The 19,793-nt window shown below is 58.4% G+C and carries 17 protein-coding genes; 9 read left to right on the top strand and 8 right to left on the bottom strand.

Annotation, left to right across the window (positions count from 1 at the left end; all coding sequences use genetic code 11):
- Window positions 1–203: 203 nt before the first annotated feature.
- The 3 genes from ACYJRZ_RS16370 to ACYJRZ_RS16360 all read left to right on the top strand — a co-directional run bounded on the left by ACYJRZ_RS16370 (window position 204) and on the right by ACYJRZ_RS16360 (window position 4,040).
- Window positions 204–1,076 (top strand): glycerophosphodiester phosphodiesterase family protein, encoded by an 873-nt coding sequence (locus tag ACYJRZ_RS16370; protein WP_459460511.1) that lies wholly within the window; start codon window positions 204–206, stop codon window positions 1,074–1,076.
- Window positions 1,077–1,486: 410 nt separating this feature from the next.
- A complete protein-coding gene (locus tag ACYJRZ_RS16365) occupies window positions 1,487–2,971 on the top strand; it encodes a lipopolysaccharide biosynthesis protein (protein WP_459460509.1) in 1,485 nt (494 codons plus the stop codon).
- 55 nt (window positions 2,972–3,026) lie between these two features.
- Window positions 3,027–4,040 (top strand): polysaccharide pyruvyl transferase family protein, encoded by a 1,014-nt coding sequence (locus tag ACYJRZ_RS16360; RefSeq protein ID WP_459460507.1) that lies wholly within the window; start codon window positions 3,027–3,029, stop codon window positions 4,038–4,040.
- Between the two features lie 127 nt (window positions 4,041–4,167).
- On the opposite strand, the gene ACYJRZ_RS16355 is transcribed toward ACYJRZ_RS16360, so the two are convergent.
- Window positions 4,168–4,983: a DUF4946 domain-containing protein gene (locus ACYJRZ_RS16355; protein ID WP_459460505.1), complete on the bottom strand. Its 816-nt coding sequence runs from the start codon at window positions 4,981–4,983 to the stop codon at window positions 4,168–4,170.
- Between the two features lie 252 nt (window positions 4,984–5,235).
- Here ACYJRZ_RS16355 and ACYJRZ_RS16350 point away from each other — a divergent pair, with 252 nt between their 5' ends.
- A complete protein-coding gene (locus ACYJRZ_RS16350; protein ID WP_459460503.1) occupies window positions 5,236–5,895 on the top strand; it encodes a cell envelope integrity TolA family protein in 660 nt (219 codons plus the stop codon).
- Between the two features lie 353 nt (window positions 5,896–6,248).
- On the opposite strand, the gene derI is transcribed toward ACYJRZ_RS16350, so the two are convergent.
- From derI to ACYJRZ_RS16315, 7 genes are all read right to left on the bottom strand, one after another.
- Window positions 6,249–6,704, bottom strand: coding sequence for a D-erythrulose-4-phosphate isomerase (gene derI, locus ACYJRZ_RS16345; RefSeq protein ID WP_069615612.1), 456 nt, complete (start codon window positions 6,702–6,704; stop codon window positions 6,249–6,251).
- Window positions 6,705–6,714: 10 nt separating this feature from the next.
- The gene (locus ACYJRZ_RS16340; RefSeq protein WP_459460500.1) at window positions 6,715–7,485 is read right to left on the bottom strand and encodes a triose-phosphate isomerase; all 771 of its coding nucleotides are present in this window, start codon (window positions 7,483–7,485) and stop codon (window positions 6,715–6,717) included.
- On the bottom strand, window positions 7,482–8,258 hold the full coding sequence (locus ACYJRZ_RS16335; RefSeq protein ID WP_459460498.1) for a DeoR/GlpR family DNA-binding transcription regulator: 777 nt from the start codon (window positions 8,256–8,258) through the stop codon (window positions 7,482–7,484). Before ACYJRZ_RS16335 ends, ACYJRZ_RS16340 begins: the two co-directional genes overlap by 4 nt.
- A 116-nt stretch (window positions 8,259–8,374) precedes the next feature.
- Entirely contained in the window at window positions 8,375–9,319 is a 945-nt protein-coding gene (locus ACYJRZ_RS16330) for a sugar-binding transcriptional regulator (RefSeq protein ID WP_459460496.1), read from the bottom strand.
- Between the two features lie 127 nt (window positions 9,320–9,446).
- Window positions 9,447–10,379, bottom strand: coding sequence for a sugar phosphate isomerase/epimerase family protein (locus tag ACYJRZ_RS16325; protein ID WP_459460494.1), 933 nt, complete (start codon window positions 10,377–10,379; stop codon window positions 9,447–9,449).
- Window positions 10,380–10,406: 27 nt separating this feature from the next.
- Window positions 10,407–11,918: a glycerol-3-phosphate dehydrogenase gene (locus ACYJRZ_RS16320; protein ID WP_459460492.1), complete on the bottom strand. Its 1,512-nt coding sequence runs from the start codon at window positions 11,916–11,918 to the stop codon at window positions 10,407–10,409.
- A 75-nt stretch (window positions 11,919–11,993) separates the two neighbouring features.
- Window positions 11,994–13,544 carry an FGGY family carbohydrate kinase gene (locus ACYJRZ_RS16315; RefSeq protein WP_459460490.1) on the bottom strand — a complete coding sequence of 517 codons (1,551 nt, stop codon included), beginning with the start codon at window positions 13,542–13,544 and terminating at the stop codon, window positions 11,994–11,996.
- 859 nt (window positions 13,545–14,403) lie between these two features.
- Here ACYJRZ_RS16315 and ACYJRZ_RS16310 point away from each other — a divergent pair.
- The 5 genes from ACYJRZ_RS16310 to ACYJRZ_RS16290 all read left to right on the top strand — a co-directional run bounded on the left by ACYJRZ_RS16310 (window position 14,404) and on the right by ACYJRZ_RS16290 (window position 19,758).
- On the top strand, window positions 14,404–15,060 hold the full coding sequence (locus ACYJRZ_RS16310) for a DUF2291 domain-containing protein (protein WP_459460488.1): 657 nt from the start codon (window positions 14,404–14,406) through the stop codon (window positions 15,058–15,060).
- A complete protein-coding gene (locus ACYJRZ_RS16305; RefSeq protein ID WP_459460486.1) occupies window positions 15,057–16,601 on the top strand; it encodes a sugar ABC transporter ATP-binding protein in 1,545 nt (514 codons plus the stop codon). The genes ACYJRZ_RS16310 and ACYJRZ_RS16305 overlap by 4 nt, the downstream gene beginning before the upstream one ends.
- Window positions 16,602–16,623: 22 nt before the next feature.
- Window positions 16,624–17,676 carry an ABC transporter permease gene (locus ACYJRZ_RS16300; RefSeq protein ID WP_459460484.1) on the top strand — a complete coding sequence of 351 codons (1,053 nt, stop codon included), beginning with the start codon at window positions 16,624–16,626 and terminating at the stop codon, window positions 17,674–17,676.
- A 102-nt stretch (window positions 17,677–17,778) separates the two neighbouring features.
- Window positions 17,779–18,726 carry a D-ribose ABC transporter substrate-binding protein gene (locus ACYJRZ_RS16295; protein WP_015343135.1) on the top strand — a complete coding sequence of 316 codons (948 nt, stop codon included), beginning with the start codon at window positions 17,779–17,781 and terminating at the stop codon, window positions 18,724–18,726.
- 183 nt (window positions 18,727–18,909) lie between these two features.
- A complete protein-coding gene (locus ACYJRZ_RS16290; RefSeq protein ID WP_459460482.1) occupies window positions 18,910–19,758 on the top strand; it encodes a DeoR/GlpR family DNA-binding transcription regulator in 849 nt (282 codons plus the stop codon).
- Window positions 19,759–19,793 lie beyond the last annotated feature (35 nt).

The raw sequence follows: 19,793 nt of genomic DNA, 5'->3' as shown, positions 1-19,793 counted from the left end.
CCTGTCATCCCGCCTTAACGGCTCATCTGGCTGTGCACGATCAACATGCACATATTTTCGGTGTAACGTCATAAATACTACACTTTACGCGTATTAATAGCCTTACCTGCAGCCAGGCCCGGCATGGCGCTGGCCGCATTTATTCCCGTCCGCATTCGATTACTCCAGCCACCCGAACCGGCATCGCACGAAAGCTCTGTTCCATGCACAATCAAACTGTCGCCCCGCCCTTACGCCGCCCTGCCTATATCTACGACCTTATTTCACGGGCCAACCCGGACATTCTGACGATTGCCCATCGTGGGCTTTGGTCGGCAGCTCCCGAAAATTCATTGGCGGCAATCCGTGCAGCAGCCGAGCTTGGTGTGGAATTCGTCGAAATCGATACGCAGGCAACTGCTGATGGCCATCTCGTCGTCATTCACGACAAGACGCTGGACCGCACCACGTCGGCTAAAGGTGTGATCGGAACGACCAGCTTTGCCACAATCCGCGAGGCCCGGCTGCGCGCTGGCGCCGGCGGAGAGACAGCTGCGTTGACGGAGGAGCGTGTCCCCACGCTCGAAGAGGCGCTTGAGGAAGCGCGCGGGCGCGTCTTCGTCAATATCGACACGAAATTCCCCCGCGAACTGCCGCAGGTCATTGCCGCAGTGCGGCGGCTGGGTGTCGAGGATCACGTCATCATCAAGTCTGATGTCGAGCCGCAAAGCGGCCATTTCCCGGTGCTGGACGCCGATTGGTTCGGCTCGCTCCCACATATGCCGATGTTTCGCGTCCGGCCCGGAAAATTCTCGGAGGACCTTCGAATGATCGAACCGCTCAAGGCGCCGATGATCGAGGTGAAATTCACCGACATTGCCGATCTCGCCGCTGGGCGCGAGGAACTGGAACGCCAAAATATCCGGCTCTGGATCAACACGCTCGATGTCTCCTACAATCTCGATTTCAACGATAGCCGAGCGCTTGGCGATCCGGAAGGCGTATGGGGAACGCTTGTTGACGCCGGCGTCGGTGCCATCCAGACTGATACGAATGTCGAATTCAAGCGGTGGCTCGCGACCAGACGCAGCAAATAAAGGCCCTTCGGGTTAACGCGCAGACAAAAAAGCCCGGGCGACCTCCCGTCGCCCGGGCTTTCGCGTCCCCCCGGGCTGGTAGCAATCTAAACCGAAGTCTTCGCGCCTGCGAAGAGGGCGTTTCTCAGCCGCAACCTTACCAATTTTAGTCATCTGAAGGGAAAATGCTGCGTCGCAAAGGAAATGATGCGAAAATGAAATAAAACTGATTTGAAAATGAATTTTGAATGTTGACTTAAGGAATCGCTGAACTAGTTCCCGCTCATACGCCGGGGTCCGCCCCATCCACAGCGACCATATGATCCTGCATAATTCCGTGCACCCGTAGCAGCGGTTAACCCATTGTTACGGCAAGGGATACTCGTGCGGTTTAGAGGTCGCCTCATAGCGCAGTGGGACTTCAGTATCGCATGAGCAGCATCACGGGACGGCTCGTCAAAGGAAGCATGTGGTTAAGCCTGTCCCGGACCATCGTGAACGGGCTTGCAACGCTCAGCACTTTCGTATTGGCCCGCTATCTGGCGCCTGCGGATTTTGGCGTCGTCGCCCTCGGCATGACGATCTTAATGATCGTCACGACCATTACCGAACTTTCCCTCTCCGAGGCGCTGATCCGTCACGCCGCCCCGGACGAATCCCATTTCAGCGCCGCCTGGACGCTGAATGCAGCGCGCGGGCTGGCGATCTGCATCCTGTTTGCAGTTTTTGCCTATCCGGCGGCCGCCCTTTTCAATGAACCGAGACTGGCGGGCGTCATGTTCGCTCTCGGCGTCAGCATGCTTTTGGGTGGTCTGACGAATCCGCGCCGCATCATGCTGCAGCGCGATTTGATCTTCTGGCAGGAGTTCGTGCTTGCGGTCTCGCAGAAATTCGCCGGCTTCGTCGCCTCCGTTGCAATCGCCATCATCTATCAAAGCTATTGGGCGCTGATCGTCGGCACGCTGATCAGCCAGGCGACGAATGTCATCGTCTCCTATCTCGTGCTGCCCTTCCGCCCTAGAATCACCTTCCAGCACATGCGGGAGTTCTTCTCCTTCTCCGCTTGGCTCACCGCCGGCCAGATCGTCAGCACGCTCAACTGGCGTTTCGACTATCTGCTTGTCGGCAAGATGCTCGGCGGCGTCCAGCTCGGCTATTACTCAGTCGGCAGCAATCTCGCCATGATGCCGACGCGGGAGGCGACCGCCCCACTCACGCAGACGATCTACCCGGCTTTTGCCGGTATTCACAACGATCCCGGCCGGCTTGCCGCCGCCTATCAGCGGGTGCAGGCGCTGGTCGCGGCCGTCGCCCTTCCTGCGGGGATCGGCGTTGCCGTGACGGCCGATCCGCTGGTCATGCTGGCGCTCGGCGACAAATGGGCGCCAGTCATCTTCATCATCCAGTCGCTTGCTTCGGTCTTTGCATTGCAGACGCTGGGCTCGCTCGTACAGCCGCTCGGCATGGCAAAGGGCGAGACGCGCGTGCTTTTCGTCCGGGATACGCAGATGTTTTGCCTGCGTGTGCCGATCATGATCGGCGGCCTACTGCTCTACGGCCTACCGGGGGTCATTGCCGGCCGCGTCTTCACCGGCCTCTTCAGCACGGCCGTCAACATGATGCTCGTGCGCCGCTTCACCGGCATCACTGTTGCAAAACAATTGTCGGTAAACCTTCGGGCACTCGCAAGCGTCGCCATTATGGCGGCGGGCGTCTCTTTCGCCTCGAGCCATCTTGCCTACACGGACGACAAGCTCGTGCTCATCACGCATCTCGCAATCCTGATCCTGCTCGGCGGCCTGCTCTACTGCGGTTCGACGCTCCTGCTTTGGACGCTGATGAAGCGGCCGGCCGGCCCGGAAACGGAGGTTCGAAACATACTCGGCAAGGTGCTGCCGAGACTTCGGCCTGCCTGAAACGCGCGGCCGACGTCGGCCGGACTGATTGTCATCTGAATGGGGGAATGGGGAAATGACATTACCATCAAATCAACAGCTGATCGCCAAACTGGACAATATGATCCACGATTGCCTGAAGGATTACATCAGCAATGACGAGCCTTTGGCGATCCTCGACTTTCCCGACATCCGCAATTGCGGCGACTCGGCCATCTGGCTCGGCGAAATGGCCTATCTGAAGAATAGGTATGGCAAGCGGCCGAGCTATGTGTCGCGGATCCATGATTTCTCGCCCGAACAATTGGAGCGAACCATGCCGACCGGCCCGATCTTCATTCACGGCGGCGGCAACTTTGGCGACGTTTGGGAAGGTCATCAGGAGTTCCGCGAACAGGTGCTGCAACGATTTCCCAATCGTCAGGTCATTCAGTTCCCGCAGTCCATCCACTACAAATCTCAGGCGCGCCTGGATGAAAGCGCTCGCATCATCGGGCGCCACAAGAACTTTATACTGCTGGTGCGCGATGAGGAATCGAAAGAATTTGCCTCGAAGCATTTCGATTGCGAAGTGCGCCTGTGCCCCGATATGGCCTTCTCCATCGGCCCGATCGCGCCGGAGGCGCCGGAATTCCCTGTTCTGGCCATGCTGAGGTCCGATCTGGAAAAGGTTGGAAATGCCGATCTTTCCGCCCATCCCGATATTCCAAAGGAGGATTGGACCACCGAATCCGCCAGAAGCGTGCGCTCCTCCAAGGCGTTCGGCGCGGCGACGGCACTCCTGGCTCTCAAGCCCGCTGAAATTAGGCTGCGCAAGCTCGACGCGGCGGCTCATAACCGATTCCGTCGCGGCATCCGCCAGATTTCCCGCGGCCAGGCGATCGTCACGGACAGGCTGCATGTTCACATCTGCTCGATCCTGCTTGGGCGGCCGCACGCGGTGCTGGACAATAGCTATGGCAAGATACGCCGATTCATGGCTGCATTTTCCGGCGGTACCGATCTCGCCTATCGGGCGACCTCGCTGGATGATGGTATCGCCTGGGCGCGCCACCAGGCGGCTACGCAATCATTGGCGCCAGCCGCCTGACATGTATTTTCGGTCGCATCACACGACCGGGCTGCGCCCGCAAGACATCATTTTATGGAAACCAGTGAAGAACAACGGCCCATGAGCTTGTCTTGTGGGCTTCGCTTTGATTGAAGCCAGCAGCTGCTCATTGAAAGTGCAGACTATCGCGTACCATCGTGAATTCGTTTTCATGGTCTACAAAATCTGCCGGCCGTGCAGTGTAGCTCAGGGAATAGACTTGTCTCTTGCCGATCGCGACGAGAATAACTTGCTTGACGGAAGGAGCTTCATTCTCGGCTCCTGTACAGGTCGTTTGCAGCGCAGGAATCCCTCCGAGCATCTGCCCTACAGGCGTGTCGCAGGTCGCTTGCATGCCTTGGGCTTCGTATGAATTGCGCACGGTTGCAATCATATTGCGGGTCTGATCATCGAGCTTTAATTTCTCGCTTTCTTTGTGCGGCAAGCTGGTCAGGATTATCGCGGCGAGCGGAGAGCCGTCTGGGTTCGATTTAATCCCGGTTTGCGACAATCCCGGAAACGGTCCGCCAAAATTCTCGACGGGAATTGAGGTATTGGTGACACTGTATCCTGCAGGCCAGGTAATGGGCACATTGCTGGCATTTGCTCCATCTGAATTCGCAGCGGTAGACGTCTTCGTCAATTGGCCGACTTGCGCTGCCAATATAAGCACGGCCAGCCCCCACAAGCTCAAAAGGAAAGCAGTTCGCGACCGCCGAGCCAACCGCCCAATAAGATAGGCGAGGCCGTAGGGAATTATGATCGCGCCGATAAAGGTACCCAGCAAAGCGCCGCCTTGTTGCGCGGCGAGCTCCGGCGACGCGGCGTCTACAACCGATAGGCTTTTTAATATTGTGCTGACGATGGCCATGAGAGCCAATACAAGCCACTGCCACCATCTCAATTTCTTAAAGTCTGGGCGCTCTTTGTCGACAATATCCATATTTCGGCAAGCCCAAATGTGTAAGGTGAAGTCCGGCATATAAAAAGATACACATGCGGCTATCATCGAGGTTGCAATGAATCAATAAGGTGGCGATATCATCAACCACTTAAGCGCCTTCGAGAGCCTGGATCTGGGCAATTCATGACCGCTACGTTACATGTGATTTTGGTCATCGACTGCTATGTGAAGCGATGCTGACAACGGCCACTCGTAATCGTTCGTAACCATTCCAGTGATTGGATATTACCGATGGGTCCTTTCGCGCAGGCGTTCGTTTGTGCCGGTATAGCATTCACGCTCTTCTTGGCAGGCCTCCTGGGCGTTTTGGGGTTACCCGGGCCTTACGCGGGCGAAGCACTTGGCCGATTGCTTTTTACAGTCGCTGTCCCTGCAGTTTGCACCGGCTTTTGGGCAAGCAAGTCTGCAAAAACCTGGTCATTTTTGCGCATTGCAATCACATTCGCGATGATCCTCTTGGTTGTACTTGCCTTGCAGGCCATCGGCGCGAGATCCCGCATCGCGCTCGGGGAACGAAACATGCAGAGCGACCAATTGGTTTTCGGGTCAATGACGGATAGCAAGGAGGCTGAGAAACAGCCAAAGTCGCCTGCTTCACCCGACATGCAGACCGTCATCCGGAAAGACCTGATGGCCAATATCGCGAGTTGTTGGATCCGGCCCGATGCCGCTCCCTCCGAAAAGCCGAGGTTGAAACTCATCCTGCGCCGCGACGGTTCGCTCCTGTTGAATCCCATTGTCGTTAATTCTTCCGACGATCCGCGTTTCGCTCCCTTTGCAGAAAGTGCCGTCAAGGCGGTTCAACGCTGTCAGCCGTTTAACGATTTAGCCCGCTATCAGGATCTTTACGATCAGTGGCGCGAAGTATTTATCACTTTTCAGGCAGATTGAGGCGAGCATGCCGGCCTCATAAGTTGCTTCTATGCCAGGAGGAATCCATAATTTGGTTGGCTTCCAAACATGGGTGAAGCCTCCAAGGTAAAGTCATTGAACGAGCTTTCTCGACGGTATCGGCGAAATGTGCTTTGGTCCGGCAATAACCGTTGCTTGAGCACGGCTGTCAGCTCGTTGTCGATCCCTGATCCTGGCAAGACCGCGACACGATGTCGGACGCAATCGCCTTTGGCGATTGCGTCCGTTTTTCGGAAGGCTGATTCCGTTTGAGGCAACCAGCCACCGAGAGGCGCCACGCAGTAAAAGTGCGCTACGCCACTCGATTTCACGGCTTCAGACCAAGACTGTTCTTAACGGGCGTTGTACTTCGCATCGACCTCGTTGATGGCCTTGACGTTGCCGGCCGAGCGACCGTTCTCATCAAAGGTCTGCGCGAGGAAGGCGTCAGCAATCGCCTTGGCAAGCTCAGTGCCAATGACGCGGGCACCCATGGTGATTATCTGGGCGTTATTCGAAAGAGCTGCACGCTCTGCCGAATAGGTGTCGTGGGTCAGCGCCGCGCGGATGCCCGGCACCTTATTGGCCGAGATGCAGACGCCGATACCGGTGCCGCAGACGAGGATTGCCTTGTCATAGGTGCCGTCGATAACGCCGGAAGCGACGCGGTCGGCGAGATTGGCGTAGAAGGCATCGGGGCCTTCATCAGTGCGCGAGACTTCGCTCACCTCGAAACGGTCCTTCAGATGATCGGCAAGAACCTTGGCGAGGCCTTCGCCGGCGCTGTCTCCAGCAATAGCAAGCTTCATGATAGTCTCCTCAGAGTTTGGCGGCGCACTTGGCGAGGATGTCGAGATAGCCTTCGACGTTCCAGGCCGAGCGGCCAATGAAAAGCCCGTCTACGTTCGGGCAGGATATGAGTTCTTCGCAATTTTGCGGATTGACGGATCCGCCGTAGAGACATGGAATCTTTCGGCCGAGTACGTCTTGCGCGACCGCGATAATCTCGGACTGGCGCTCGTCGGCATAGGAGGGTTCTGCCGGAATGCCCTTTTCCCCGATCGCCCAGACGGGCTCGTAGGCGAGCAAGATCTCGGCTTGCTTCTGCACCCCCGAGAGCTTCGACAGAGCGCCGATAACCTGCTCGCTCAGGATCTCCGTTGCACGGCCGCTCTCACGATCGGCCAGCGTCTCGCCGATGCAGATCAACGGGATCAAGCCGTGACGGACTGCCGCCTCGGTCTTGAGGCCGACAGTTTCATTGGTCTCGCCAAAATACTCGCGGCGTTCAGAATGGCCGAGCTCGACGATATCCAGATTGCAATCCTTCAGCATCAACGGGGAGATCTCCCCCGTCCAGGCCCCTTGATCGGCCCAATGCATGTTCTGGGCGCCCACCTTGACGGAGCTTTCCGACAGGATCGATTTGACTTCGCGCACGACCGTGAAGGGTGGGATGACAAAGCGCTGGATGCGAGGGTCTCGAAGAGCATCGGCGTCACGCAGGGTCTCGGCGAAAGCGCGCGCCTCGGCAAGCGTCTTGTTCATCTTCCAGCTCGTGCCGATCCAATATTGAGGCTTCTCTGTCATGTCATATCCTGGTTCGAGGCGATGGTAAGGGCGATGCCGTCGCGGCGAAATTGCTCGACAATGGCGGCATCAGGCGCGTGATCGGTAATTACGGCATCAAAATCGGTAAGATCGGCCATCACATGCAGGGCCGTATGTCCGATGCGTTGGTGGCTGACGAGCAGACAGCTCTTGGTCGCCGATGCAAGCATCGCCCGCTTCGTGCGCACGACGTTATCGTCCATATGATAGGCGAGCCTGCCGGAAACGGCCGGCGTCGAGAGGAAGGCGATATCGGCCCGCAGCCGCGAAAGCGCTTCCTCGGTAACAACGCCGAGAAAGGCGTTGAACTTTGCGGAATAGACCCCGCCGAGCGCAATCACGGTGATGCCGCTTTCGCTCTTCATCCGATCGATGATCGCGGCATTGTTCGTTATCAGCGTCAACGGCCGCTTCTGCAGCAGCATCTCGCCTAAAACGGCGGCCATAGACCCATCATTGATCATGACGGTCATGCCGGGCTCGACCAGTTCCAACGCAGCGCGCGCCATGGCGAGCTTTTGGTCATGGCCCTGGCGCTCGCGGAAGCGGAAATCGCTTTCGAACTGCGTGCCGGCATCGATCGTCGCGCCGCCGCGAACCTTGCGCAGCACGCCGGCCTGCTCGAGATCGTCGAGATCTCGATGGATCGTCATCCTGGACACGACAAAGCGGTCGGCGAGATCATCGAGATCGACGGTCTTATGCTCGACGAGCAGATTGATGATCGCTTGTTGGCGTTCTTCGCGTTTCACCTTGCGCTCCGGCCTGTGGCCCGAAATGGAACCCACGAGAGATATAACATCGATATATCACAAATCAACATTTCTGTTGTTATATTGAGATAAATTTATGTTTCGTATCACCAACATCACACCTCATCCTTCAGGAGGGCGCGTGCCGTTTTCTCATCCGTTATCAGACCATAAAGACAGCGGCTTTTGAGGACGGCGCGGATGGCCTCGACCTTCGGCAATCCGCCTGACAGCGCAACCAGCCGCTCGCCCTTCACGCGCGGCAAGGAGGCGGACAATGTGCGCGAGGTCAAAGTCGTCTCGAGGATATTGCCCGATGCATCGAAGAAATGGCCGAGAATTTCGCCGACGCCGCCGGCGGCCGTGATCTCCTTGATCTCTTTCGGTTCCACCATGCCCGACAAGACGAGCTGCGCATCGGTATCGACGGTACCGAGACCGACAAGCTTGAGATCGGCGCTGTTTGCAAGGTCGAAGACTTCCTTCACGCCGCGCTGGGCAAGCAGCACGTCGCGGTCCTCGCGCGTATTGGCGAAGAAGGGCACCGGCATAACATGCGACTGCATGCCGGTCTTCTCCGCGATGCGATGCATCACGTCATACGGGTTGGCCGCATAGTTTCTCGTCAAGCCGCCTAGCAGCGAGACGAAGCGCAAATTCTTGGCGCTGACGCGTGATAGGTGATGGACTGCGGAAGAGAGCGTGCGCCCATGGCCGAGGCCGATGACCTTATTGTTGCCGCTCTCGATTTCGCGTCGCAGAAAGCCGGCTCCTGCCTGCCCGAGCGCGCGAAACTCGAAGCCTTCCTCGCCAAGATCGGGTGCGACTTCACAATATTGCAGCCCGAAGCGAGCCGAAAGTTTGGATTCCAACTCGACGCATTCGACAATATCGCCGTCGATCGTCACCTTGACGACGCCTTCGGCAACTGCGCGGGCAATGAGCCTGTGCGCCTTCACCGAGGGAACGCCGAGACGTTTCGCCACTTCGGACTGTGTTAACCCGCCGGCATAGTGCAACCAGGCCGCCCGCACGGCGAGCGAAGCATCAGCATCCGTCATCGTCCGTTCCCTTTCAATTCGCTCCGCATAGTCCCTCGCCTGTTCTCTCCGGCCATAGCGCCCCGATCCTGTTACCTCCTCGAAAGGATTTGGTGTTCAGGGAATCGGGACACGGCCGCCTCACCGGCTAGATATGCAAGTCACCAGCGCCCGTGTCGATATGAGGCGCCCAGAAGGCAATGCTTTCGGCAATCTGCGCGATGACCTGACGATCGTTCGGCTCGCGCTCCTTGAACGACAATTCCAGGCAGATTTCGTTGTCCTTGGCGCCTCCTTCGCCAAAAGCCTTGAGCAAAGGTTCGGGCTGGATACGACCCTTGGCGTTGAATTCCGCCGTGAAGGGACGATGCCCACCCTTATCCATTAGGCTCTGCTTGATGTGAATGATCGGAGACACCTTCGGCACGGCACGCGCCCAGGCATAGGGATCATAATCGTCGGGATTGGACGAGGTGACATCGCCATGATCGATATCGGCCATCATCCACATCGGAATGGCGAACGGCGCCTTCGTCAGTCTGTCCTGCAGGGAAAGGCAGGCATCGATCGTCTCGCCGAACTCGCGGCCGATGCTCATCGGCTCCCAGAAGATGTAGGAGAGGCCAGCAGCCAGCGCATGTTCGGCCACCTCGCCCCAGCAATCGATTGCGATCTCGATCAATTCCTCGCGGCGGACCGGATTGTCATAATCCTTGTAGGTAAAGATCGCGAACTGCGTGCCGACCGAATGACCGCCGAGATCGGCGGTGATATCGGCAAAGGTCTTGAACCAGTCGACATAATACCGGCGCACGTCCTTGTCCGGATGGCCGAAATGGTTGAGGCGGCCATAAGGGCCTGTCATGCCCGACGTGACGCGAACGCCGGTTCGCTTCAATGCCGCCTGCATATCCCGTGTCAGACGATGGATGACCGGCGCCTGCCAGCTCGGATTGATGAATTCATGGGTGAGCTGCAGGTCGCGGATGCGCAGATCGCGCGCAACCGTCTCGATCAGGTCGGCCGGCTCGGCAAAGCGATTGACAAGCGGGTTGGTGTTGAGTGAAAGCGTCAAGGGCATGCGTATTCTCCGGCAAGATCTGATGGTTCAGGCGGCCAGCGCCAGTTCGGCATCGAACCAGGCGGCGAAAGCCGCCTTTTCCTCAGCCGTCATGCGCAGACCTTCCTTGGTGCGTCGCATCAGCACGTCGTCGGGCGTCTGAGCCCATTCGGAAGTGACGAGATAGCGGACTTCGGCCTCATAGAGATTGCCGCCGAAATGGCGCCCAAGGTCAGTCAGCGACGCGGCCTTGCCGACAATCTGCCTGGTGCGGGCGCCATAGAGATGACCGTAGTGATTGACGAGAGCACGCGGCATCCAGGGATAGGCCGCACGCAGCGTATCGGCAAAGGCGACATAATCGGCATTGGGGATTTCGCCGCCCGGTAAAACCGCATCCCGCGTCCAGTCGCTGCCCATCTTCGGGAAGAATTTCGAAAGCCGCTGCATGGCGTGCTCGGAAAGCTTGCGGAATGTCGTGATCTTTCCGCCGAAGACGCTCAGGAGCGGCGCACCGCCGGTCTCGTCGAGATCGAAGACGTAATCGCGCGTGACGGCAGACGGGTTGCCCTTGCCATCGTCGAACAGCGGGCGCACGCCGGAGAAGCTTTCGAGCACATCGGAGCGGCGCAGCTTCTCCTTGAAGTAGCGATTGACGGCCGCAATTAGATAATCGATTTCCTTCTCGTCGGCCTTCACCTCTTCCGGCTTGCCTTCATAGGGAATATCGGTCGTGCCGATCAGCGCCTTGTCGCCCTCATAGGGGTTTATGAAGATCACGCGCTTGTCATGGTTCTGGACGAGATAGGCTTGCTGGCCGGCCCAGAATTTCGGCACGATGATGTGGCTGCCCTTGACGAGCCGGACGCTGCGCTGGCTGTTCGAGCCGACGACGCGACCGATAATGTCGTTGACCCAAGGGCCAGCGGCATTCACCAGCACGCGGGCGCGTACCGTCCGCACCTCGCCGGAACGCTCGTCACGCATCTGAATGAGCCAGTTCCCCTGCTCGCGCCGGGCGCTGACGCAAGCCGTCCGTGTCAGGATCTTAGCACCCTTGGCAGAGGCATCGAGCGCATTCAGAACAACGAGCCGGGCGTCATCGACCCAACAGTCGGAATATTCAAAACCCTTCGAATATTGATCCAGGATCGGCGCTCCTTCCGGGTCGCGATGCAGATCAAGGGAACGAGTGCCTGGCAGTTTCTTGCGGCCGCCGAGATGATCGTAGAGAAAGAGGCCGAGGCGAACCAGCCAGGCCGGACGATCTGTCGGGCTATGGGGCAGAACGAAGCGCATCGGCCAGATGATGTGGCTTGCGGAGTTCAACAGCACCTCGCGTTCGATCAGCGCCTCGCGCACCAGCCGGAACTCATAATATTCCAGGTAACGCAAGCCGCCATGCACGAGTTTGCCGGAGCGCGAGGACGTCCCCTCCGCGAGATCGCCCTTTTCGCACATGATAACCGAAAGGCCGCGGCCGGCTGCATCGCGTGCAATACCGGCACCATTGATGCCTCCGCCGATCACGAAAAGATCATAGATTTCCGGTTCCATCATGTCATGCTCCTAAGGATGCCGTGGCATCATCAATTCAATCTTCTAAGGCCGAGCCCTCGCCGGCTTCGTCATTGGCTAGTACTGGGTCAGCTTGTCCCAAGTCGGTGCAATTGCCTGACGCACATCCTTATAGGCATCGAACAGGCGATCATAACGCTCGACATTTGCCGGATCGGGCGCCTCGGCCTCGCCGAGCAAGGGCGTCACCCAGTCGGCAATGCAGCTGTCCATGTCCGGATAGGCGCCGATCGCGACGGCGGCCATCATCGCGACACCCGCGGCCCCCGCCTCTTCGCGATCCGAAATCCGCACAGGCGCCTTGACGGCGGCCGATAGCGAACCTCGCAGTGCGCGCGAGCGGGCAGCTCCTCCAGTGATACGCAGCTCCGAAGGCATGTCGCCCATGGCCGCATAACAATCGCGCGTGGCCATGCCGAGCCCTTCGACGACAGCCCTCAACATGTCGGCAAAGCCGTGCCGCGTCGAAAGGCCGGTAAAGCCAGCACGCGCATGGGCATTGACGAAGGGACCGCGCTCGCCGGCTTCGGAAATATAGGGGTGATAAAGAAGGTTTGCCGGCCGCGCTTCGGCAAACCAGGCGTCGATACGCGGAATGAGGTCAGAATAGGAAATCTCGCTCCCGCTTGCGGACATCAGATCGGCTGCGATCTTCAGAATCCAGTCGATGTTAATGGTGGCACCCATATTGGTCTGAACTTGGGTAACGATACCAGGGATCGGCAGGGCGATCACATAGCCGGTCCCCTCGTCATTGAGCTGGACATCCGGCACGGCCTTGGCGCGCATATGCACGCCCGTCGATCCGATCGTCGAGCAGGCCGCGTTCTGGCCGCCGGTGCGAACACCGGCGCCAAGTGCCGTCATCACCATGTCGACATAGCCGAGACATACTGGCGTTCCGGCCAGCAGACCGGCAGCCTTGGCGGCGACCTCCGTCAGAGGATGGCTTATCTCGGTTCCGTCGACAATCTCGGGCAGAAGCGAGCGCCGACGGACAAGGCCGAGGGCATCGATGACAACCGGATCATATTGGCGATTGCGGAAATTGCCGAAGGTGAAGCTCGCCTCTGATGGATCGGTCGCGCGAATGCCTGTCAGATTGAGATAGAGCCAGTCCTTGCAATGCAGCGCTGTCTCCGCCCGATCGAGAATTTCGGGCATGAAGCGATCCATATGGGCAAGCTGAGCACCCTGCTGGCAGGTGTTGAGCCCCGTGCCCGTCGCCTCGAAGCGGGCGCGGTTGTCGGCCGTGGCGCTTAGGCGGGTGACGGTCGATGCCGCGCGGGCGTCAAGCCACAGCCAGGCATCACCGACGGGTACATCGCCTGAACCGACAAGCCAAGTGCCGTCTCCCTGCCCCGTAACGGCGATTGCAGCCGTCCGGGCGGCAAGATTCTCGACTTTCTCTCCAAGACCGCGCAATGCGGCGACACAATCCGCCCAGGTCTGGCTGAGCGACTGTGTGACCGATCCGTCTTCACCCGTCCGGTAGCGATTTCGCGCCGAAGCGGAAGCGATCTGCTTCCCAGACAGCTCAAAGGCAACCGCCTTCAAAACGGAGGTACCCGCATCGATTCCGATGATGATCCCATCACCCTTAGGCATCGGACGCCGACCCCACCAACCCGCGTCTTGCAAAACGAGCGCAAGCAAACATCACAAACATTTTCATTCCTCCCCTTACGACCAAGGGCATAAGCTATGCCTGTCCGCATTCGTCGTCGCTATGTTTGCCACTCCACAGACAGAATGACGAATGAAGCACCACCTAACAGGCAATGGATCCACGATTCATCCAGATGCCGTTCTCATAACACAAAGATATCGCGGATGCAGTAATATTTTTCTGGTGTTGTAATTTTTTTCATATAAAATAGATGGAGATGAACGCCGCGCTGCTGCAAGCAGGATCGGCGACTGCAATCGAAGAAAATTGCCATAACGGATAGAGCTCTTCAGAAGGAGTTAGCACGACATTGCAAAATATGCATGCAGCGCTTCCATATTCACGAGCCATTTTAATTACTTAAACAGCGACCCTGTAGTTAAGGCGGCTAAAGCGGCACCGATCACCGGACGCCCGTACAGCGCCAATAGAGCAACAAACTTAAGCGCGCAAAAAACAGGGAACACTGAAACCCATAGAGGCCCATCGAATACAAAGCGCATGAAATCACGGTTGACAGCCTTGAGGATTTATAACATATGAAGTGCAGTTATTAACATACTTATATCACAAATATCGCATAGATGCGGAAGCTGTGAAGAGGGCGATTGGAGGAGACCGTCGCCTGTATGCTGAGGAGGCTCCTGATGTTGAATTTCCTTTCCGGTGACGGCGCAGCCCGAAGCCGATGCGCCGCGCGCCATGTGCGGAAGTCCGACTTCCGTTAAGCCGGATCGCGGCACTTTTCTCCCTTTCTCCATCAGGCAATCCGACTGACATGCCCAAGGTCGTTTGAACATGAATACGCAAGCTCAATACGCAACTGCCAAGCCGACCGGCTCCAAGACGAAGATCGTCGCCGGCATAGCCGCCTTTGTGATCGTGATCGGCGCCATTGCCGCCGATACCAAGGTGGTCAAGATCGGCTCCGAACACGACGTGCGAGAACAAGGTTTCCAACCGGAAACCTTTGGCGCTACCGAATTCCCGAAGGTGCAGGCCGATGTCGAAAAGCGCGCCGTCGATGCGGTGACGCTCGCCAATGCGGTTCTGGCCGACAAGAAGGCGGCTGGCGAGAAATATGGCGTTGCCACCACGACCGGCCCCGTTCTTCCCGTCTCCCTGACCGGCACTTTCGGTGAGCGCAAGGCCAACCTCAACGAATTCAAGGTCGACGGCGTACCTGAAGGCATCACCGTCCGCGTCCAGACAGGCCCTGCCATCAACGGCACTGACCTTCGCGATGCGACTGGCAAGATCGAATTCGGCCAGTTCACCAACCAGATCGAATATCAGGATGCCGGCTCCGCCATCAACAACGAGATGAAGAAGGCGACCCTTGGCGGCTTGGACCCGGAAAAGCTGGCTGGCAAAACAGCAACGGTTATCGGCGTTTTCAAGCTCATCAATCCGAAGAACTGGCTTGTCACCCCGGTAAAGGTCGATGTGAAATGAGTCAGGTCCAGCACAATGGCGCCACCACGGGCGAAGTCGTTCTTGCGGCCCGCAATGTCGCCAAATCCTATGGCAGTGTCCATGCGCTGAAGGGCGTCAATTTCGATATTCGCCGCGGCGAAGTCACCACCCTCTTTGGTGAAAACGGCGCTGGCAAATCGACCCTGATGAAGATTCTCTCCGGCGTCATCCAGCCGACATCGGGTGAGATCATTCTCGATGGCGCGCCGATCTCCTTTACCTCCTCCACGCATGCGCGCGCCTGCGGCATTTCCATCATTCACCAGGAATTGAGCCTGGCGCCGAACCTCAGCGTCCGCGACAACATCTTCATGGGTCGCGAGATCATGAAGGGCGGCGTGGTCGATTTTGCCGAGGAGGAGCGCCAGACCCGGGCGCTCATGGAGGAGCTGGAAGAAAACATCGATCCGATGACACCCGTCGAGGATCTGCGCCTCGGCCAGCAGCAGATCGTCGAGATCGCTCGCGCGCTTTCCGTCAATTCCCGCATCTTGATCATGGACGAGCCGACTTCGGCACTCAGCGCCAGCGAAGTCGAAGTTCTCTTCAAGGTCATTCGCGATTTGACGAGCCGCGGCGTGTCGATCGTCTATATTTCGCATCATCTGGAAGAGGCGCTACAAATCACCCATCACGCTGTTGTTCTGCGCGATGGCAACATGACCGCCTATGCCGAGCGCAAGGACATCGATCTCGAATGGATCGTGCGCAACATGGTCGGCGACAATTTCGACCTTGGCAGCCCGCCGGCCGGCCATAAAATGGGCGACGTGGCGCTGACGATCGACAATCTCACGGTTCCAGGCCCTTCGGGCGCCGCCTATAACGCCGTCGATCGTTTGTCGCTCGCGGTTCGCGCCGGCGAAATCGTCTGCATCTATGGCCTGATGGGCGCCGGACGTACGGAGTTGCTCGAATGCGTGGCGGGACGGCTGCGCTCAAGCGGCGGCCACGTGCTCCTCGGCGATACGGATGTCGGCGGACTCTCCATTGCCGGCCGCATTGCACAGGGACTGGTGCTCGTGCCGGAAGACCGCCAGCGCGACGGCCTTGTTCAGACGATGAGCGTCGGCTCGAACCTGTCGCTTGCCAGCATCGGCGCCTTTACCAAGGGTCTTTTTACCTCGGGCGGCCGCGAGCGGACGCTGGTCAACGAGTCCATCCGCAAGGTTCACATCAAGACCGACGGCGGCGAGGCTGCAATCGGTTCGCTATCGGGCGGCAACCAGCAGAAGGTCGTCATCGGCAAGATGCTGGCGACGAATCCGCGCGTGATCCTGCTCGACGAACCGAGCCGCGGCATCGACATCGGCGCGAAGGCTGAGGTCTTCAAGCTGCTCGCCGAGCGCGCCAAAGAGGGTCTGGCGGTGATCTATTCGACCTCGGAAGTCGCCGAATGCCTGAGCATCGCCCATCGCATTATCGTCATGCACCGCGGCAAGATTTCTGCCGAATTCGGTCCTGATGTCACCAAGGAAAAGATCATGGCCGCCTCGGGCGAAGCAGTGGTCGCGCACTAGCCGCATTCATGGAGCACTGATTATGTCAGTCACGAATATCACAGATAAAAAACCAGTATCCAACGGACAGCGGCGGAATTTCAGTCTCGTGCGGCTGATCCTGGAAGGACGCGCCTTCTTTGCGCTGATCGTCATCATCGCGGTCTTCTCCTTCCTGTCGCCCTATTACTTCTCGCTCAGCAACTTCCTGACCATGGCCTCGCATGTCGCGATTTTCGGCATCCTCGCCATCGGCATGCTGCTGGTCATCCTCAACGGCGGCATCGATCTTTCCGTCGGCTCCACGCTTGGCCTTGCCGGCTGCGTTGCCGGTTTCCTGATGCAGGGCGTCACGCTTTCGAGCTTCGGCGTCATCCTCTACCCGCCGGTCTGGGCTGTCGTCGTGCTGACCTGCATTCTCGGCGGCGTGGTTGGTGCTGTTAACGGCGTGCTCATCGCCTATCTGCGCGTTCCGGCCTTCGTGGCTTCGCTGGGCGTCCTCTATGTCGCCCGCGGTATCGCCTTGCTGATGACGAACGGGCTTACCTACAACAATCTCGGCGGACGCCCTGAACTCGGCAACACGGGTTTCAACTGGCTGGGCTTCAACCGCCTCGCCGGCGTCCCGATCGGCGTCATCGTCCTTGCCGTGCTTGCGATCATCTGCGGTATCGTTCTCAGCCGCACAGCCTTCGGCCGCTGGCTCTATGCGTCCGGCGGCAACGAGCGCGCCGCCGATCTTTCCGGCGTTCCGGTCAAGCAGGTCAAGATCGCTGTCTACGTGCTTTCGGGCATTTGCGCTGCCATTGCCGGCCTCGTCCTGTCCTCGCAGCTGACCTCGGCCGGTCCGAACGCTGGCACCAGCTACGAGCTGACCGCAATTGCCGCTGTCGTCATTGGCGGCGCCGCATTGACTGGCGGCCGCGGTACGGTGCGCGGCACCATGCTGGGTGCCTTCGTCATCGGCTTCCTGGCGGATGGCCTCGTCATCATCGGCGTCTCGGCCTACTGGCAGACGGTCTTTACCGGCGCAGTCATCGTACTCGCCGTGCTCATGAACAGCATCCAGTACGGACGCCGGACCAAATCCGGCTGACGTTGCATCGAAACTTGTCACTGGCCGATGAAAAAGCATCGGTCGGAGAAAGGACCGTCGGTTCGCCGGCATCACCAGAGCTCATCAAAGGGAGAGAGACTAATGTTCAAAAAAGGCTTGCGTATCGTCATGGCAGCAGTTGCTGTGGCACCGCTTCTGACTGGGGCCGCATGGGCCGCCGGCCAGATTACTGTCATCGTCAACGATCCATCCAACCCCTATTGGCTGACGGAAGGCAATATCGCCAAAGCAACGGCCGAGAAGCTCGGTTATACCGCCACGGTCGGTGCGCACAAGGGCGATACCAACACCGAAAGCAACCTGATCGATACGGCGATCACCAACAAGTCGGTCGCCATCATCCTCGATCCGGCCAATGCTGATGGCTCGGTCGGTGCAGTCAAGAAGGCCGTTGCAGCCGGCATTCCGGTTTTCCTCGTCAATGCCGAAATCAACCAGGAAGGCCTTGCCAAGGCTCAGCTCGTCTCCAATAACGCTCAGGGTGCTGCGATCGGCGCTCAGCAATGGGTCGAAGCCGTTGGCGACAAGGGCAATTATGCCGAACTCTTCGGCTCGCCCTCCGACAACAATGCCGCTACGCGCTCGAACGGCTACGAAACCGTCCTGACGCAATATCCCGACCTGAAGAAGGTTGCCAAGGAAGTTGCCAACTGGGACCGCACCCAGGGCCACAACAAGATGCAGTCCATGCTGCAGGCGCACCCCGACATCACCGGCGTGATCTCCGGCAATGACGAAATGGCGCTCGGCGCAATTGCTGCGTTGAAGGAAGCCGGCAAGCTCGCCAACGTCAAGGTTGGCGGCTTCGATGGTTCCCCGGACGCTGTCGCCGCCATCAAGGCCGGCGAGCTTCAGTACACCGTCCTGCAGCCGGTTGCCATCTTCTCCGAAGAAGCCGTCAAGCAGGCCGACAGCTTCATCAAGACCGGCAAGACCGGTGCCAAGAGCGAAAAGCAGCTTTTCGATTGCATCCTGATCACCAAGGACAATGTCGACAAGTATACGGCCCCCTTCGTTCTGGCCCAATAATGATATTGGGGGTGCCGCAAACCGGCGCCCCCATCCTTTGGCCGCAGCGGGCGGCACCATGGCTCAACATTAGACAGAACTTGCAGAAACTCTGATAGCGAACTGTTCTTTATGTATTTTTTCTATAGCGTGATGTCCGCTGCAGCAAGTTAATCCACGCAAGGCTCAGCGTCAGAGGCCAAAGTGATAGACAAGATAAGCCCCGTATCATTCCTGCAGGACGAGTTGCCGAGCGACAGCCGCCATTCCCGTCAGATCGCCAGGCGCCAGATGATTGCCCAGGCCGTAATGGCGGAAGGCTCTATGCGCATCGAGGATCTGACCGAGCGTTTCGGCATCAGCCTGATGACGGCCCATCGCGATGTCGATGAGCTGGTCAGCCGAGGCCTGTTCCGCAAGACGCGCGGCATCGTATCGGCCGCAGCCACCAGCCTGATCGAATCGAGCGACGTCTATCGCGCCAACCGGCAGGCAAGTGAAAAGAAGATGATCGCCGCGGCGGCCATGCAATTTATCGAGCCTGGCCAGGCGATCTTCCTCGATGATTCCACCACCGTCCTGCAGATGGCAGCGCAGTTGCCGGCCAAGGTTCCGCTGACGGCGATTACCAATTCGCTGACGCTGATGAATGCGTTGAAGGATATGCATGACGTGACGCTCCTGGCGCTCGGCGGGCAGTATTATAATTGGTGCAACGCCTTCATGGGGCGGATGACGATCAACGAAATCAACCGCTTGCGGGCCGATGCTGCCTTCATCTCCATGTCGGCCATCATCGACGACGTGGTGTTCCACCAGTCACCTGAGATCGTCGATATCAAGCGCGCGATGTTCGACAGCGCCGCCAAGCGAATCCTGCTGATGGATCATACGAAATTCGAACGGCGGGCTTTGCACAGTTTTGCGCATTTGAGCGAATTCGATGTCGTCATCGTCGACGGCAAGACGCCTGCCGATCATCTGGAGCGCATGCGTAGCAAGAATATTAACGTGGTCGTCGCGGAAGGCGGCAGGGAACGATCCGGAGACTGAGGCCGTCAGGGCTTAGCCTCCTTGTTTACGATCAG

This window comes from Rhizobium sp. No.120 (assembly GCF_054558365.1).
The sequence above is the reverse complement of the archived record's forward strand: the minus strand, read 5'-3'. Positions and strand labels throughout refer to the sequence as shown.